Origin of the sequence: Candidatus Marithrix sp. Canyon 246 (genome assembly GCF_001723685.1) — a bacterium.
In the GTDB taxonomy this organism is placed as follows: domain Bacteria; phylum Pseudomonadota; class Gammaproteobacteria; order Beggiatoales; family Beggiatoaceae; genus Marithrix.
Map to the genome: position 1 here is coordinate 50,046 of NZ_MCBX01000017.1, position 16,938 is coordinate 66,983.

At 35.2% G+C, this 16,938-nt stretch carries 10 protein-coding genes; 7 read left to right on the forward strand and 3 right to left on the reverse strand.

The genetic code is table 11. The features are described 5' to 3' along the window. Positions 1 to 31 precede the first annotated feature (31 nt). The 4 genes from BHU68_RS10310 to BHU68_RS10325 all read left to right on the forward strand — a co-directional run bounded on the left by BHU68_RS10310 (position 32) and on the right by BHU68_RS10325 (position 9,603). Entirely contained in the window at positions 32 to 3,631 is a 3,600-nt protein-coding gene (locus tag BHU68_RS10310) for a two-component regulator propeller domain-containing protein (RefSeq protein WP_069471317.1), read from the forward strand. A 65-nt stretch (positions 3,632 to 3,696) separates the two neighbouring features. Further along, positions 3,697 to 4,464, forward strand: a complete 768-nt coding sequence (locus tag BHU68_RS10315; protein ID WP_069471316.1) for a hypothetical protein — start codon at positions 3,697 to 3,699, stop codon at positions 4,462 to 4,464. 45 nt (positions 4,465 to 4,509) lie between these two features. Then, positions 4,510 to 7,284 (forward strand): hypothetical protein, encoded by a 2,775-nt coding sequence (locus tag BHU68_RS10320; RefSeq protein ID WP_069471315.1) that lies wholly within the window; start codon positions 4,510 to 4,512, stop codon positions 7,282 to 7,284. Between the two features lie 51 nt (positions 7,285 to 7,335). Continuing rightward, positions 7,336 to 9,603: a clostripain-related cysteine peptidase gene (locus BHU68_RS10325; RefSeq protein WP_069471314.1), complete on the forward strand. Its 2,268-nt coding sequence runs from the start codon at positions 7,336 to 7,338 to the stop codon at positions 9,601 to 9,603. A gap of 63 nt (positions 9,604 to 9,666) precedes the next feature. Here the strand turns inward: BHU68_RS10325 and BHU68_RS10330 are convergent, their stop codons facing one another. Next, on the reverse strand, positions 9,667 to 10,863 hold the full coding sequence (locus BHU68_RS10330) for an SDR family oxidoreductase (protein ID WP_216115522.1): 1,197 nt from the start codon (positions 10,861 to 10,863) through the stop codon (positions 9,667 to 9,669). After that, complete coding sequence (locus BHU68_RS17700; protein ID WP_069471866.1) at positions 10,847 to 11,404, reverse strand: class II aldolase/adducin family protein; 558 nt, start codon at positions 11,402 to 11,404, stop codon at positions 10,847 to 10,849. The genes BHU68_RS10330 and BHU68_RS17700 overlap by 17 nt, the downstream gene beginning before the upstream one ends. A 76-nt stretch (positions 11,405 to 11,480) precedes the next feature. Between BHU68_RS17700 and BHU68_RS10335 the strand changes: the two genes are divergently transcribed. From BHU68_RS10335 to BHU68_RS10345, 3 genes are read left to right on the forward strand one after another with little or no spacing between them, the layout of a single operon-like run. Continuing rightward, entirely contained in the window at positions 11,481 to 14,336 is a 2,856-nt protein-coding gene (locus tag BHU68_RS10335; protein WP_069471865.1) for an insulinase family protein, read from the forward strand. A 28-nt stretch (positions 14,337 to 14,364) separates the two neighbouring features. Beyond that, positions 14,365 to 14,820: a DUF433 domain-containing protein gene (locus tag BHU68_RS10340; RefSeq protein ID WP_083235000.1), complete on the forward strand. Its 456-nt coding sequence runs from the start codon at positions 14,365 to 14,367 to the stop codon at positions 14,818 to 14,820. Further along, positions 14,820 to 15,167, forward strand: coding sequence for a DUF5615 family PIN-like protein (locus BHU68_RS10345; protein ID WP_069471864.1), 348 nt, complete (start codon positions 14,820 to 14,822; stop codon positions 15,165 to 15,167). Before BHU68_RS10340 ends, BHU68_RS10345 begins: the two co-directional genes overlap by 1 nt. 111 nt (positions 15,168 to 15,278) lie before the next feature. On the opposite strand, the gene BHU68_RS10350 is transcribed toward BHU68_RS10345, so the two are convergent. Continuing rightward, the gene (locus BHU68_RS10350) at positions 15,279 to 16,790 is read right to left on the reverse strand and encodes an Eco57I restriction-modification methylase domain-containing protein (protein WP_069471863.1); all 1,512 of its coding nucleotides are present in this window, start codon (positions 16,788 to 16,790) and stop codon (positions 15,279 to 15,281) included. Positions 16,791 to 16,938: the final 148 nt, after the last annotated feature.

A 16,938-nucleotide genomic window follows, 5' to 3' on the forward strand; every position in this document is an offset into this window, starting at 1 on the left:
TATCATAATAAACTTGCACTAGGTAAAAACCATGAAAGTTCAATTGATATTCATTATCTTTTCACTGTTTTCAACAGCACAAGCTGCTGATTTAGTCTTCACTCCTGCTACTCCCGTAGTAGAAATTAATAAACAAATACAATTATCTGTTGCTGGTGCTAGCGGTGATGTTACATGGAATGCTAGTAAAGGTGAAATCGTTAAAGGCACTTATATCGCGCCTGATAAGCCCGGTTTAGATGTTGTTACTGCTTTTGATAATCAAGGTAATGTTGGCACGCTTAAAATTATCGTTATTACTCCAAGCATTTCACTAGAAAATAGTGTTTGGGAGGTTTTTACTAATCGTAGTTGGATTACTGCACTTTTATTATCCGCAGATAATAATACACTATATGTTGGCACTTGGGGAGGGCTTGAGGAGCGCGATGCTAAGACTGGTGAAATCAAAAGAATTTGGACTAATTTAGATGGTTTACCTGAAAATCGTATTCGCTCTATTGTCACTGATAATAATGGTGATTTATGGGTAGGAACTCAGGCTGGTTTAGCCCATCTTAATAAAAAAGGTGATTGGGAAATTATTAAATCACCACATAAGCAAATATGGTCTCTGTTTTATCAAAATGGAATCTGGCTTGGAACAGAAAATGCCGGTTTAGCTTATCGTAATAGCAAAGGTGATTGGCAAGTTTTTAATACTGAAAATTCTAAATTACCTCATAATAATATTAGGCAGATTACTGGAGACACTAAAGATGGTATTTGGATAGCTACTGTAGGTGGTGGCATAGCTCATCGTCATCTTGATGGTAGTTGGGAAATATTTAATACCAACAATTCTAATTTACCAGATAACAATACTAACACTATTTTAACTGATAATAAAGGTGGTATTTGGGTTGGAACAGCAACAGGTTTAGCTCATCGTGATAAACAAGGGCGTTGGAACATATTTAATAATGATATTATTTATTCAATTATTCATGATACCAATAATGGCATTTGGATAGGTAGTGACAAAGGTTTAACCCATCGCGACAAAGATGGCAAATTAGAAATTTTTAATACCGAAAATTCCGATTTACCAGATCAAGCTGATTTTTTCTTTCCATTAATAAATGGTTCTCCAACTTCTCCTAAAGGCGCAGTGCTTGCTCTATTAAAAGATAAACGCGGTGGAATTTGGGTTGGCACATGGGCTGGTGGTTTAGCTCGTCGTAATGCAGACGCTAGTTGGAACAGTTTTTATAATCAAAATTCTTTGACAGATATAGATGTACAGAGTAGTGCCGCTGATGGTAAAGGCGGAATTTGGATAGGTACCAATAAAGGCGGATTAGTTCATCGTGATTCCAATGGCAAATGGCAAAAATTTAATACCGATAATTCTGGATTGCCAGATAATAGTATTACTGCAATTACAACAACTGATACTGATCTGTGGGTAGGAAGCTTTCAAAACGGCTTAGCTAATCGCGATGTTAATGGTAATTGGCAGAGTTTTAAAACTTACAATTCACCCTTGCCAAGTAATACAATTATTTCTCTCCTAGCTAAAGATGGTTTATGGATAGGCACTTTAAGAGGAGGCTTAGCACATCGTTATACTGATAATACTTGGAAAATATTTAATACCCAGAACTCTGAATTAGCCTCCAATAATATTTCTGTTTTAGTTTCTGATAATCAGAATGGGCTATGGATAGGCACTCTCAATGGTGGATTAGCCTATCTTCGCGCTGATAATACTTGGAATATTTTTAATACAGATAATTCTAGTTTACCCAGCAATAATATTTATTCATTATTATTAGATAATAATAACAGTTTATGGGTAGGAACAGATAAAGGTTTAATTCATAGAAAAAATGATGGCAGTTGGGAAACTCCTAATATACCTGTTGAAGTTATTTCATCACTTATAACTGATGAGCGCGGCGATATTTGGATTGGCACTTATAATGGTTTAATTTATTATCGTCATACAGAAAATAAATTTACTATTTTTAATACCGAAAATTCAGGTTTACCCGGTAATGGCATTGATACATTGGTAACAGATGGTTTAGGTGGAATATGGGTAGGCGGTAATGATTTAGCACATCTGACTTTTGGAAACAAATTTGCTCTTTGCAAAACCAATCAAGAAACTTGTTTAAATAAAAATGCGGCAATTATTATAGCTGGTGGTGGTAATCATAGTCAAAATACACTCTGGGATACTACTGAATCAATCGCTAATTACACATATAAAGTACTAAATAAGCGCGGTTTTTTAAATGAAAATATTTTTTATGTAAATCCAAGATCATGGGCAGATTTTAATGGTGATGGTTTAAATGATCGAATTGTCGATGCACCAAAACCCGAACGCCCTTTAAAAGTTGAAGATATTCGCGAAGCTTTAGCATGGGCAAAACAACGCGGAAAACTTGATCAGCCGCTTTATATATTTTTTATTGATCATGGTGGAGATACGAAATTTCAATTAAGCAGATTGAATGATATGTCAGCCGCTGAGTTTAAAACAATTTTAGACGATTATCAAAAAGCTACTGATAATGAAATAGTTTTAGTCATCGATGCTTGCCACTCTGGCAATCTATTAAAACAAATTATCGCGTCTAAACGTTCAATTATAAGTAGCACCGGAACAGGATTAGCCTATTTTGATCGCGAGAATAAAAAAGGATTTGGTTATTTTTTTGCTAGCGGCTTACTTAGAGGTATGAGTTTTTTTGAAGCATTTGAATATTCCAGTATTCAGCAAGCTAAATTATTAGGCAATATTACTAAACTCTTAGTAGGCTCATCAACTAAGACTGAAACCAATTTCAAACAAGAGCCACAATTTGAAGATGGAAACAATGGCGATAAATTACGCAAACTCTTTATTAATGGTAGCTTTACTACTGGCGACACTACTTTAGCGATTGAAAGTTTGACTACATCAACAACAATAGCCGCTGGTAAAACCATAACATTAAAAGCTCAAATTGCTCTTGCACAAGGGCAAGTAAAAAAAGCTTGGGCAGTAATTATTCCACCAAAAATCAATTTAGTAATGGATAGCAACGGTACACCACTATTAGCCTTTCCACGTATATTACTAAATAAGAAAACTCCAAATTTATGGCAAAGAAATTGGCAAGCGGCAGTTTATAATGGTGATTATCAAATACGCTTTTATGCAGAAGATGATCAAGGCAATATAGCCAGCAACGATAAAGAGTTAATTATAACTGTAAATGCTGGAGTAAATTCACCAGCAGAAGCAAATGTAGAATTATTATTAACAAAAAATAACTATAAGCCCGGAGAACAGTTCAAAGCTGAATTAATAGAAAATTTAACTTGGGGTTATGACTTATATGCTGCATTAATTCTACCTGATAATAATTTTATAGCTATTCAAAATACTAATAAAGCGGCAGCAATTAATCAAGTGAAACAATGGCAAGGAAACAGAACTCAAACTAATAAAATTACCTTATTTGACTTAGCTTTACCTGATAACTTAGCCAAGGGAGAATATTGTTTGTATGGAATTTTATCTCCTGCAAAAGAAAAGGTATTGGAGACAATACCCTTATGGGTTATGAAAAAACAATGTTTTAAGATTTTATGATAAAAATGGGTTTCTTATTTGCATATATTTTCAATATCAATTAAAAAATACTAGAGGTCATTGATATGAAACTTAAACAATTATTAGCAACCATAATGGTGATAGGCAGTTTCGCCTTGATACCAAATGTTACTTGGGCAGAAGGTGAAGAAACACCATTAGATACAACTACACCATCTCCTGAAGAACCAAAAGACGATCCTAAATATACTGGTCTTCCTAAAATTGATTATTATCTTAGTACAGAAGAACATTTAATTATAGTGGTTCGTGGTGTTCTACATCAAGATGTAGAACAAGTATTGTGGGATGGTCAAGACATTACTGAAGTACTAGAACAATTAACCACAGCTAAGACTGTTGAAATCACGGAACAAGATGATGGATTTCAAGTATTAGTTAAAATTCCTATGAGTGGACTTCCCGGCAAACATGAATTTGCTCTGGTTTTCTTAGATCATAATAAACTATCTGCTACTGTCGATGTAGATAAATTATTAGCTGAAATTCAGGATGCAGATAAGGGATTTGGTCGCACAGAAGTGTTTGGTAAGGTTAAGTCTCGTGAAAAATGTTTCTGGTTCTTTAAATGTTGGAAGGAAGCCAAAGGTGCTAGATTATATTTTTATCGTTTACGAAATAATCGTTGGATTTATGTGGGTAATGTACTTACAAATTCCAGTGGTAATTACCGAGCTATCTTTAATGGACGTGATAGTAATCGTCTCTTAGTGGTCGCCAGATATAAAAATAAAGTTCAAAGAAGAACTTTTCGAGGTCCTGTATCTCGTCTTGCTCCAGCATGGGTTAGAGCTAATTTCTACTTAAGATAATTTTAAACTTCCATTCCCTCTATCAAAAGGTGGAAACTAATTCCTATGAAAATTAAAATCTTACTTGCATTGTTTGCAGTGGCTAATATTTTAGCCATTACAAATGTCCATGCTATTGCTACCCCCGCTTCATGTCAACTCTATGCTGTTAATCAACAAGAAGCTAATAATTCACAATTTTTTACTGTTGGTTTTGATCTTAAAGTAAATGATTTAAAAGCTTTATATCAAGGCTATGATATTCAAGCATTGGCTATTCATCCAAAAACTAATCTAATATATGCCGCTTCAGGTAAAAATGTTGCCGCTGGTAAACCAAAGGGTCATCTTTATCAAGTTGATGGTAAAACTGCTAAGTTATTCTCAATTGGCAGCACCGGATTTGATGATCTTGGTGATTTAGCTTTTACTCCTGATGGCAAACTTTGGGCTTGGGCAAAAGGCGATGGCTTAATTGATATTGATCCACATACTGCGATTAGTACTGTAAAAATGCCTGTAAAAGTTGCCATAGAAAGCCTTGCTACGCTAAAGAATAAAGGCAAAATATTTTTTGCTGCGCTTCAACAACAAGATTCATATGATCTATTACGATATGATATGGATACAAATGATTTAAAAGTTGTTTGCACAGGAATAAAAGGCAAAGCACAGGATTTAGAAATATTCTCAGAAGAACTGTTTATTTCTGGTAGTGATAAAGGCTTGTATTTGTTAAATAGCAAAAAATGTACATTTGATTTGGAAATTCCTACTGGACAATTTAAAAAAGTCAAAGGTATCGCCTTACCTGATAATGCTTGTCAGCCAAATGGTACGCCAATTTTCAAATCTTTTCCTAAATCTGGTTCTACTGTAAATTTTGGCAAAGTGACACTAGAAACTTCAGGTTTACGAACTATTGCGATTACAGAAACTGGAAATGCTAATTTATTGCTAAATTCAATCATTGAAGGAACACATAAGGATGAATTTAAGTTAATTACACCAACAAATATCACAATTGCTGATGGCAGTACACCCAAGGCTCTCACTATTAAATGTACACCTTTAGATGTTGGACAACGTGAAGCTGTTTTAAAAATTAACAGTAATGATCCTGCACAAAGTGAATTAACATACAAGTTAATATGTGAAGGTATTGAAGATGATGCCAGTAAAGGAACTATTAATCAAATTCCAAATGAACTTTTGTTAAGAGCAGCTCAATTGCTAGAAGATGTGCGTAATGATGAAAATTCTGCACCGGGTTGGGCAAGGGCACAATTATCAGATGATATTACACCTATTTATCGCCCTGATTTACCGGAATTAGGTCATAAACCGGCTTATTATAATATTCCAGTAAAACCATCTGGTTTTATCATAGTATCCACAGGCGATCATGATTTTCCTATTCCTCATTGGAATTTTACTGGTGAATCACCGGTGCAATATTTAACTGCAAAAGCAACTAAGTTAGATAAAAAAGCTACACGTTTTTATAAACTAGATGCTTTATCTTATATAGCAGAAGATCAAGAAAGTCAACAAGTAGCTGATTTAGGCGATTTCCCTCGTAAAGCTATTGGAATACAAAGAGAATGGTTAAATCAGGAAGAATTATCTGAAACTACTGCTGTAATTCCAGAATCTGAAAATGGAGCAAAAGTTGAAAGTGATGTAAGAATTAGTGGTCCTCAAAAATTTGCATTTGAATTTGAAAAATGGGAATCTTGGCAAGAATATAAGGAAAAATCTGCTGAAACTAACAGGGTACTTAATGAAGGCTTACGTTATGACGCTAGCAAAGAATGGGAACTTATTTCCTTGACTGAACAATATGGTGAATTATTATCAGCCGGAGAAAGTTATCAGTTAGCTATATTGCCTAATAAGCGAGTTCCAGAAATTAAACTTGAAGGAAAAGGGGCAAAATTTGTAAAAGTCGAATTGTTAGAACGCAGTAAGCAAAAGCTTCCTTCAGTAATTGAAATTAAAGTGTTAGATGCGCCAAGTGATGCTGAAGTATCATTTAATTTAAGTTTGATTTATTCTAGTAGCGAAATTTCTAAACCAATTAAATTTGTTGTTGCAACTAAGAAACAAATTGTTGAATTACCACAAATTAATTTAGAATTAGATTCTTTAAAAGTACCTAATATACGTGGTAATTGGGGACCATGGACTACATTTTGGGCTGGTAGCCATAATGATCAACGTTTGTATAGTCAAATTCCAAAAAAAGAATTTAATAATAGTTCTAATTGTGCTAGTGGTTGTGGTGCCACAGCTTGGGCAATGTTATTTGGTTGGGGTGATTATCGTGCAAGTATTAATGGCTCTGGTTGGCAACATCGTTGGGGTTTATATCGTGAAAATGGTGGCTACGGTAATAATGTTGTTGCTCCCAAGAATATGACTCAAGGTATTAGAAATGTAAGTTGGGAAATTCGTAATGATATAAGTACCTTTTGCTGGGATGGTCAAGGCGCAACAGCACCTTGGAATATGAGTGATGCTTACAAGTATCTACAAGGGCGTACAGGTGCAACCTTAAAAACTAATTATAATGTTTTAGGTATTTCTACAGGTGGTTTACGTAACCGTGCCCGTGATTCAATTATAAACCGTAGAGTTCCTGCGATTATTGGTACAGGTTGGTTTAAACATTATCCTCTTGCCTATGGATATTCTTGGCGACGTAAAAGAGTAAACCTTTTATTCTGGTCTTATTGGAAATACCAACGTAAATTTTATGTGAATCAAGGCTGGGGTGGTTCCGGTAATGGCTGGATTTCTGCTCGAACTTGGTTTGTTGGTCAATTGTACCATAATTAAATACGAGGTTAAAGACCTGTCAGGTTTTTAAAACCTGACAGGTCTGATATTATGAAAAAAAAAATATTTATCCTATTATTTCTATTCCCGATAAAACTCCTTGCCGTTTACGATCTACTCTCAATAGATATCACTCCAGTTAATGACAAGGTTAAATTTTGTTTTTATTCCGATTATCCACTTAAAGCCGATACTTATTTAGCCGTTGATATTAATCAAAAGCTGTTTTTTATTGATCAACAGAAACAACTTAAACCTTTTAACAACACTCCTCCTATTTTTAGCAAAAAAGCTAAATTTATTGATAAACCCATCTGTTTTGATCCTATTTCTAAAGCTGTTCTTCAGAATATTGCTATTTATGCTGGTGTTGGTTCTTCTATAGATGATATTGTTAAGAAATCTCAATATGCAAAAATCTTTAATGGTGTAATGCAATTACCTCAGCCGAAAAAAAATTGGACGGTTATGGTTTATATGGTTGGTTCTGATCTTGAGCTTAGAAGATTAAGAGTTAATAAAAAAACCGGTGAAAAAAAAGGGCGTTGGGCAAGTCAAGATATTTTAGAAATGTTAGCTGGTAGCCAGAATACCGATAATGTTAATTTAGTTGTATCTACTGGTGGTTCCATTCGTGAAGGTTGGAAAACTGTTAAACGTTCTGTGGTTCAAAAGGGCGAATATAATGTTGTAGAAGATTTAGGCGTGCAAAATATGGCTACTCCTAAAAGTATTAGTGATTTTGTGGTTTGGAGTCATACTAATTTTCCGGCTGAAAATTATGCATTAATCATGTGGGATCATGGTGTTGGTTCACAAGGTTTTGGTTATGATATTTCTCAAGCCGGTAGTGATAAAGTAATGGGCTTAAATGAACTGCATACAGCCTATAAAGATATACGTAGTAAAATTGCTAAACCACTTGATATTGTGGTTTATGATGCCTGTTTAATGGCTTCAATTGAAGTAGCTCAAGTGACTGCGGCGGTTGCTAAAACTATGTCTGGTTCTGCTGATCTTGAACCGGGGCATGGTATTGATTATGCTCATCTTATTATGAATATAAATGCTTCTCCACCTGCTGATGGTGTAAATTTTGGTAAAATCGTTAAAACCGGTTATATTCAACATACTAAGAATAAAAATACTTTTGATAAAAACCGTATTACTTATAGTGTATTTGATTTAAGTCATATAAATTCATTTAGTGATACTTTTAAAAATTTTGCAGTTGAATTTAAAACAATTCTAAAGCAACAAGGTTTTTTAAACTATCAGAATCTAAGTCGCGGTATCATTCGCGCTCCGGGTTATCCATTAAAACAAGCTGGCAGATTAGGTTCCCTAAATGACAATTATATTCGCATAGATTTATATAGTGTGCTAAAAACAATTGGTCCAGATTTTCCTAAATTTAAACAATATACTGATCAGTTACTTGGCATTATTGATAATATGGTGGTTGATTATGAAGGCAATATTGCTAAAATTGATAAGAATGCTGGGCGCGTAAGTTTAGATATTGGTAGTGAAGAATCTTATTTAGCTGCCTTACCAGAAGCTTATACTTTATTGAAGCAAGGATTAAAATTTTATAATCAACGTCGCACAACAGATAAATTTAAGCCTGAAGGAACATTAGTCTGCCCACAAGGAATTGTTTGTGCTTTTGCTCAATGGCTGGAATTATCAGCAACTGATATTTTGGGTATTGAGGCTTATTTTGGACAAATGCTGAATAAAGATGTAATGGACATTTATCGAATTGATAAATCTTTCTATATATATAAACCTTTAACAACTGATTTAGAACTGCCTGTAGATGGTACTAAGGCATGTCAATATCAAATTTGCGTAAATGAAACTAATTGTGCAAATGTTACCTTAACTGAATTTGATAAAAATCAAATGCTAGCAGATATAAAATTAAATGATTCACCTGCTATTTTATCGTTTTGTAACAGCGGCAGCACATGGTCAAGTTGCGGTGTAGTACCACAAACTCAAGGTATTTGGGGGCGCGATGATGTTTTATCAGTTGAAGATCGTATAACTCCAATAAGCATACACTTAACCAATAATACAGAACTTAAACAAAAACAAAATAATACGCTAGTTGTAAGCGATCCAGAACAAGTAATTTTAAAACAAACATGTGATAGCTCAAAAGCAGCTATTTCAGCGGCTTATTATAGTAATAATCAACAGTCGAAATTTGAAAAATTATGTGATAGTGGCGATTGTGTTTGTAAGCCCGGAGAAGAAGATCCCGGTTGTAAAAGACTTGGTTTTAAGGCTGGGGTTATTTTGAAGCAATGAAATAAAGCCCTGAAGGGGCGTATTAAAACATAAACCTAATTATTTCGCCCCTTCAGGGCTTAGTTAAATCACCCGCTCATTACCACCATCTATAGCAACTTGGGCACCAGTAGTTTTAGAAAAAATATCTCCAGCCATACTACAAGCTAATAAGGCTACATCTTTAGATTGTACTTCTACTTTTAGTAAGTTATTTTGTTTATATTCTTCTACGCTGATGCCATAATGTTTGGCGCGTTTGGATAAAATGTCATCAGTCCATAAAGCGGTGTCAAATACAGCATTTGGATGAATTGTATTTACGCGAATGCCTTTAGGAGCTAATTCTAAAGCAGCAACTCTTGCCAATTGTGTTTGTCCAGCTTTGGCTACTGAATAAGCACCTGCTCCCGGTCCGGGTGCGGGTACATTTTTAGATGCTATCATAACTACTGCTGGTTCAATACCTAGGCTTAAATAAGGGGTACAGATTTGTAATAGTTGTTGATGGCTGCTTAGGTTAATATTTAAACTGGTATTCCAATTTTTTGCTGACATATTTTCTATGGTTTCATTGGCAAAAAATGCTCCGGCATTAGAGATTAAAATATCTAAACCGCCAAATTTCGCAACAGTATTATCAACTGCATCTTTTAATTGTTGTTCATCAGTAACATCACAAACCAAGCCTAAAACATTATCTGTTTGAAATAATTCAGTAACTTGTGGATTTAAATCTAAGGCTGCAACTACTGCACCTTGTGCCAATAGTTCTTTCACGCAAGCATATCCAATACCGCTGGCTGCTCCAGTGACTAGGGCAATTTTTCCTTGTAATGCTAAACTGGTTTTATTTTTCTTTAATTTAGCTTGTTCCAGTTCCCAATATTCCATTTCAAAAATATCTTTTTCTGGTAAAGCCTGCCACTGATTTAAATTTTCAGCTATTTGTATGGCGTTGATAGTATGATCTTTTATATCAGCTACTATATTAGCTTCTTTTACAGTTTTACCAAAACTAATACAACCATATTGTTGCCATACAGCCCAACAAGGAGCAGGATTTAAACAGGTTAATTTGCCATTATCATGACGTGCAAAATAAGCCTGATAATCTTTGACATATTTATCAATGCTATCATTAACTTCTTTATTTAGAATAACAGGAGTTCTTTTAGTGCGAATGACATGATCAGGAGTTAAGGGGCTATATATCGCAGAGAAATTACTAAAGTTTATTGAATCCCATTTGGCAATTACTGCCTTAGCTAGACCAATCAAGATTTTGAGTTAATTCATAAACTTTTTTAGCTAACACAAAACCGGGCATTATATAAGGAATAATTAAAACTTTGTTACCATAAATTGTTTGTATTAATTCCTTACCATTTGGAGTATTAGTAATAGTAACAACAGCATCGGCATGAGTATGATCAACATACTTACATGGAATAATTGCATGTAAGATTGCCTCAACTGAAGGATTTGGTGCATTTGGATCAAGCATAGCGGCACGTTGATTATTTACCATATCAGAATCGCTTAAACTGTCTAAAGCAGCCATTTTTTGTAAAACCTTTAGTTTTACAGGAGCAAATCCGGCTGTTTCAATAGTTGCCAAATCCCAGCCACTACCTTTAACATAAAGCACCTGTTCTTGCTCACCAAATAAATTAGTAATTTCAGTTTTGACAGAAGTATTACCGCCGCCGTGTAAAACTAAATTTTCTTCTTGACCAAGCAAACGTGAAGTATAAACACGCAATGCTAAAACATCATTATTATATTTACTAGCTTGATCTTGATTCCATAAATTTTTCATAGGTTTTTTGGTTTTCGCTTGGAATTAAAAAGTTTGTAACTATATTACATTAACATCTTATTAAATAGGAAATTAAATGTCTCACCAAGCTTTTACCTTAATTCGTCAAGCAGAAATATCAAGTCTAAATATTAAAATTGAGGAATATCGTCATAATGTTACTGGCGCACGTCATTTGCACTTAGCCGCTGATGATAATAATAATGCATTTTTAGTAGGCTTTTTGACCGTACCTCAAGATTCTACCGGTGTCGCGCATATTCTTGAGCATACAAGTTTATGTGGTAGTCGCCGCTTTCCGGTGCGTGATCCGTTTTTCTTGATGATGCGCCGCTCTTTGAATACTTTTATGAATGCCTTTACTAGCAGCGATTGGACAGCTTACCCTTTTGCTAGTCAAAATAAAAAGGATTTTGATAATTTATTACAAGTTTATTTAGATGCTACTTTTTTCCCTAGTTTGGAAGTTCTTGATTTTGCTCAAGAAGGGCATAGAGTTGAATTTGAAGCTAATGATGAATTGGTATATAAAGGTGTAGTTTTTAATGAAATGAAAGGTGCATTGAGTTCGCCGGTGCAGCGTTTATGGCAGGCAGTGTCTGAAAATATCTTTCCTACTATCACTTATCATTATAATAGTGGTGGTGAGCCTACTGATATTCCTGATTTAACTCATGCTCAATTGCAGCAATTTCATGCAAATCATTATCATCCTTCTAATGCTATATTTATGACTTATGGTGATCGTGCAGCCGCTGAACATCAACATTGGTTTGAAGAATGCGCCTTAAAAGAATTTCAAGCACAAGATTTAAATTTACAAATTCCAAAAGAGCAGCGTTATGATAAGCCTCAACAAGCAACTACAATTTATCCAATTGATAAACAAGAAGATAATCAAACTCATATAGTTGTAGCATGGCTATTAGGTGATAGCACTGACATTAATGAGGTAATGAATGCAAATTTATTATCAGGAGTATTATTAGATAATAGCGCATCTCCCTTACGTGATGCTTTAGAATCAACAAAATTAGGTACCGCAGTTTCACCTTTATGTGGTTGTGATGAAAGTAGTACTGAAACTACCTTTATGTGTGGCTTAGAAGGTTCTAATCCTGAACAAGCTGAAGCTGTAGAAGCCTTAATTTTAGAAGTATTACAAGATGTAGCCAAAAATGGAGTGCCGCTGGAACAAATAGAATCAGTATTACATCAAATAGAATTGAGTCAACGCGAAATTACTGGTGATGGCTTTCCTTATGGTTTACGCTTAATAGTCAATGCTTTATCTCCTATGATACATGGAGGTGATCCAGTAGAATTTTTAGATTTAGATTCCGCACTAACCAGATTACGAGAAGATTGCCAAAATCCGCGCTTTATTCCAGATTTAATACAAGGATTATTATTAGATAATCCACATAGAGTTCGGGTAGTAATGGCACCAGATGCCGAGTTAGCCGCTAAAGAAATTGCTGACGAAACAGCAAAATTAGCAGCCATAAAAGCCAAAATGACTGAAGAACAAAAAGCCCAAGTCATTGAACAAGCAGCGGCTTTACAAGCGCGTCAACAACAAGAAGATGACCCTGAAATATTACCAAAAGTAGGTTTAGAAGACATCGCAGATGACTTAAAAATTCCCAGCGGCGACTTTAAAACCATAGGCAATTTACCAAGCACATGGTTTGCCAGCGGCACCAATGGTATGATTTATCAAAAAATTGTCATAGATTTACCAGAATTTGAACCAGAATTATTAGAAATATTACCCCTATTTTGTGACATACTTACCGAAGTAGGTGTTGGAGAGCAAGATTATCGACAAACAGCGGCATTACAAGCAGCAGTCACCGGAGGTATAGGTGCCAGCTTATCAATTCGCGGCAACATCAATGATGTGCAACAAGTACAAAGCTTTTTTAGTATATCTGGCAAAGCCTTAGTACGAAATCAAGACAAACTATCCGAATTGTTACGCCAAACATTAGAACAAGCTCGCTTTGACGAATTACCAAGATTACGCGAACTAATTTCTCAATTTAGAGTAGAAACAGAAAATAGTGTCACCTCAAGAGGGCATCAACTAGTAATGACTGCCTCAAGTAGCGGCTTCAGCCCAGTTGGCAAATTATCCGAACAATGGCATGGCTTAGAAGGAATACAGAAACTAAAACAACTAGATAAAAACTTAGAAGTTGAAAAATTTGCTGCAAAATTAGCCCGAATTCGCGACCAATTACTACAAGCACCGCGTCAACTATTAACTGTAAGTGAAGCAGAACAAACATTAGATTGGCAAGATCAACAATATACAGAAATCAAAAAATTCAAACCAGCGGCTGTAAATGAACAAATAAAACAAGCTTGGACAACTAATACCCAAGTAAATTTTTGCTCCAAAGCATACCCAACAGTAGCACCAAATGATTTTGATGCCGCTGTTTTCACAGTACTTGGACAATTTTTAGGCAATGGTTACTTACACCGAACAGTGCGCGAACAAGGCGGGGCATATGGAGGCGGAGCCAGTTATGATGGCAGCACCGGCAGCTTTAGATTCTACTCATACCGCGATCCAAGACTAACAGAAACCCTAGCAGACTTTGATGAAAGTTTAAACTGGCTACAACAAAACCCACATAAAGAAAGCCAACTAGAAGAAGCGATATTAAGTATAATAGCCAGAATAGATCGCCCCGGCTCCCCAGCAGGCGAAGCAATAGGAGCATTTTTCAACCAACTACACGGCAGAACTCCAGAACAACGACGCGAATTCCGCCACCGAGTCTTACAAGTAACAATACAAGACTTACAAAGAGTAGCAACAAAATACTTACAAACAGAAAATGCGAATATTGCTGTATTGACAGATAGTAAAACATTGGATGGATTGAGTGAGCTGGGATTTGAACGGAGGGTTTTGTAAGAAAAATTCTAAATAAAGAGGTATTTATATGTTAGCTGCTATTCAAAAATGGGGTGATATTCAAGGAATACCCTTAACTACAGCTTTGCTTGAAAAAGCACAAATTTTCATTGGTGATCAAGTATCGATTACAGTGAAAAAAGGACAAATTTTTATAAAAACTGCGAATAATGAACCAGTTGAAAACCAATATGAACATATTAGTTTCAATGAAAATAATGTACCAATAATTTCTGGTACTAATATGAAAGTGGTTGAACTAATCACTGAAAAAATAGCTTATGGCTGGAGTGCAGAAGAACTACAATTTCAACATCCTTATTTAACATTAGGACAAATATATTCTGCATTAGCCTACTATAGTGATAATAAAGAAAAAATTGATAAGGATATTGAACAACGACTGGAATTTGTAAAACAAGTTCAACAAAGTCAAGCTTCATCACCTCTTGTGGAAAAATTAAAGAAAAAGGGGTTAATTTAATGGCGATAGCACTTTATATGGATCATCATGTACCTCGTGCTATAACAGCCGGACTTCGTTTACGTAATGTAGATGTACTAACTGCTTATGAAGATGGTGCAAGTACATTGAGTGATCCAGAACTATTAGATCGTGCTGGAGAATTAAAACGTGTAATTTTTACTCAAGATGATGACTTTTTAGTAGAAGCAGCGAGACGACAACAAGAAAATATACCTTTCAATGGAGTTATTTATGTTCATCAATTAACAATTACTATAGGCAAAATAATAAATGACTTAGAAATAATTGCAAAAGTAGCAGAAATAGAAGAATTAAAAAATAGAATAGAATTTCTGCCACTTTAAGTCTTATGCTAGATTGACAGATAGCAAAACATTGGATATGACTACTGAATAGCTTGTAGGGAGTAAGTAGTGAGCAGTGCGTTATGGCACTCCTCACTCTACGTAGGTGTATTAAGACTCAGTCACCAACGCCCTTTCCCCCTCTGTCAATTGATAAAGCTCAAAAACAAGTTCATCAATTTCAGCTTCCAAGCGGCGCACATCAGGTGCAGTTGGATCGTCTAGGATGGTTTTGACTAGCTCTATGATTGGGGCTTTTTGAGTTTCAATAACTGAACATATCGGTATTTCAGCTACATACATAGGCTTGAATTCAAGAAAATCACCAGAACGTACTGCTGCTTGTCGTTCAATTAACCATTTACAAATTTTAGAATTAAGAATTGCAAATAGATATAAATCTTCAGTAGGAATTAGGTTAGCTGGCGCACTGATATAGTTGCATACAGTATCAAAAGCAAATTTTGGGTATTTTGCTAAATTTCCCCAAATAATTTTAGGCTGTTCAAATTCAGCGTAATAAGCACAAGATCTTAATTCCCAAAAAAACTTGCCTTGATCATTCCGTTTTTTGAGCTTTGGTTCCCATTGGCTTAAATGAGCGTGAATAGCAGGATAAGTCTTGTCAAATATTTGCCTCGCTTCACTTTCAGTTTTAGCATTTGACCATAACCATTCTTTATTAGCACTGCTAGGAATATTTATAACATATAAATCATCCCATTTCACCTGCCACTTAAGAATATCCCGCCCCCGTAACCAAGGCTTAATCAACTCAGCACTCTTAGCATCTTCAGCAATCAGTTTATCACGAGTAGCGGCATCAATTACAAAGGCATCATTAAAACCGGTTAACACACCACGATAAAAACGCCCCTGTACATATTCACCGAGTGGCGTTCCTATTTGCCGCAGTTTTTTCATTAAGTCAAGCACCTCTTTACTTTCTAATGTCCAACCATCTATAGACAGATCAGCAACCGGCATTTTAAAACCATGATCAGCTACTACTTCAGCAACTTGTTCAATTTGTTGTTTCGTTTTGATAATAGCCACATCAATAGTTGGTACTTCTTTAACTGGCTCAATGGTTTTTTCTACTAACACAATAGCCGGATAAGTCGTTGCATCAAATACGGGCGAATCACCAAAATCAATAATTACCTCTGGAGTTGCCTCCGTTGTCAACAATTCGCGGGTGTTTTTTCCATAGCCGGCTCGCATAAATTTGTTAGGTGCGATAAAACATAAATGTCCACCAGTTTTCAATAATTCTAAGCCACGTTTATAAAAATAAGTATATAAATCCGCTGTACCTCGAAAAAATTTGCCAAATTCTTCTTTGAGATGAGGCTTGATATCCTTGATTTGCTCTTGACGTACATAAGGTGGATTGGCTATGACAATATCAAAACCATGATTGTCGCCACTAAACACATCGGCAAAGTATAAATGCAGCGGCGTAAATGGTAAATCTAATTCTTCGTCGGCTTTACGGGATTGATTTAAATTAGTACGTTGTTCGGTAATGTCTGCTAATAAGTTTAAGCAGGTTTCATAATCTTTTGCCAGTTTTTGAGAGGAAATTTTGCCCTTAACTCGCCGCTGATCTATATTTTGCAAGTTTTCATTGAGGATTTTTTCTTTATAAAAGTAGTGGCAAGAAAACCCCTTTGTCTTTAGCTGAGGGGATGAATTGCCACGCCTAACCTTGTTCTTCAATGTATTTCCTTACTGTTTCGATGGAAGCATTCCCGATAGAGCAACAAAA

Bases quoted from the DNA above. Each gene is read 5' to 3' on its own strand.
- BHU68_RS10320 (WP_069471315.1), top strand. From the start codon at position 4,510: ATGAAAATTAAAATCTTACTTGCATTGTTTGCAGTGGCTAATATTTTA.
- BHU68_RS10345 (WP_069471864.1), top strand. From the start codon at position 14,820: ATGGCGATAGCACTTTATATGGATCATCATGTACCTCGTGCTATAACA.
- BHU68_RS10335 (WP_069471865.1), top strand. From the start codon at position 11,481: ATGTCTCACCAAGCTTTTACCTTAATTCGTCAAGCAGAAATATCAAGT.
- BHU68_RS10315 (WP_069471316.1), top strand. From the start codon at position 3,697: ATGAAACTTAAACAATTATTAGCAACCATAATGGTGATAGGCAGTTTC.
- BHU68_RS10340 (WP_083235000.1), top strand. From the start codon at position 14,365: ATGTTAGCTGCTATTCAAAAATGGGGTGATATTCAAGGAATACCCTTA.
- BHU68_RS10310 (WP_069471317.1), top strand. From the start codon at position 32: ATGAAAGTTCAATTGATATTCATTATCTTTTCACTGTTTTCAACAGCA.
- BHU68_RS10325 (WP_069471314.1), top strand. From the start codon at position 7,336: ATGAAAAAAAAAATATTTATCCTATTATTTCTATTCCCGATAAAACTC.
- BHU68_RS17700 (WP_069471866.1), bottom strand. From the start codon at position 11,404: ATGAAAAATTTATGGAATCAAGATCAAGCTAGTAAATATAATAATGAT.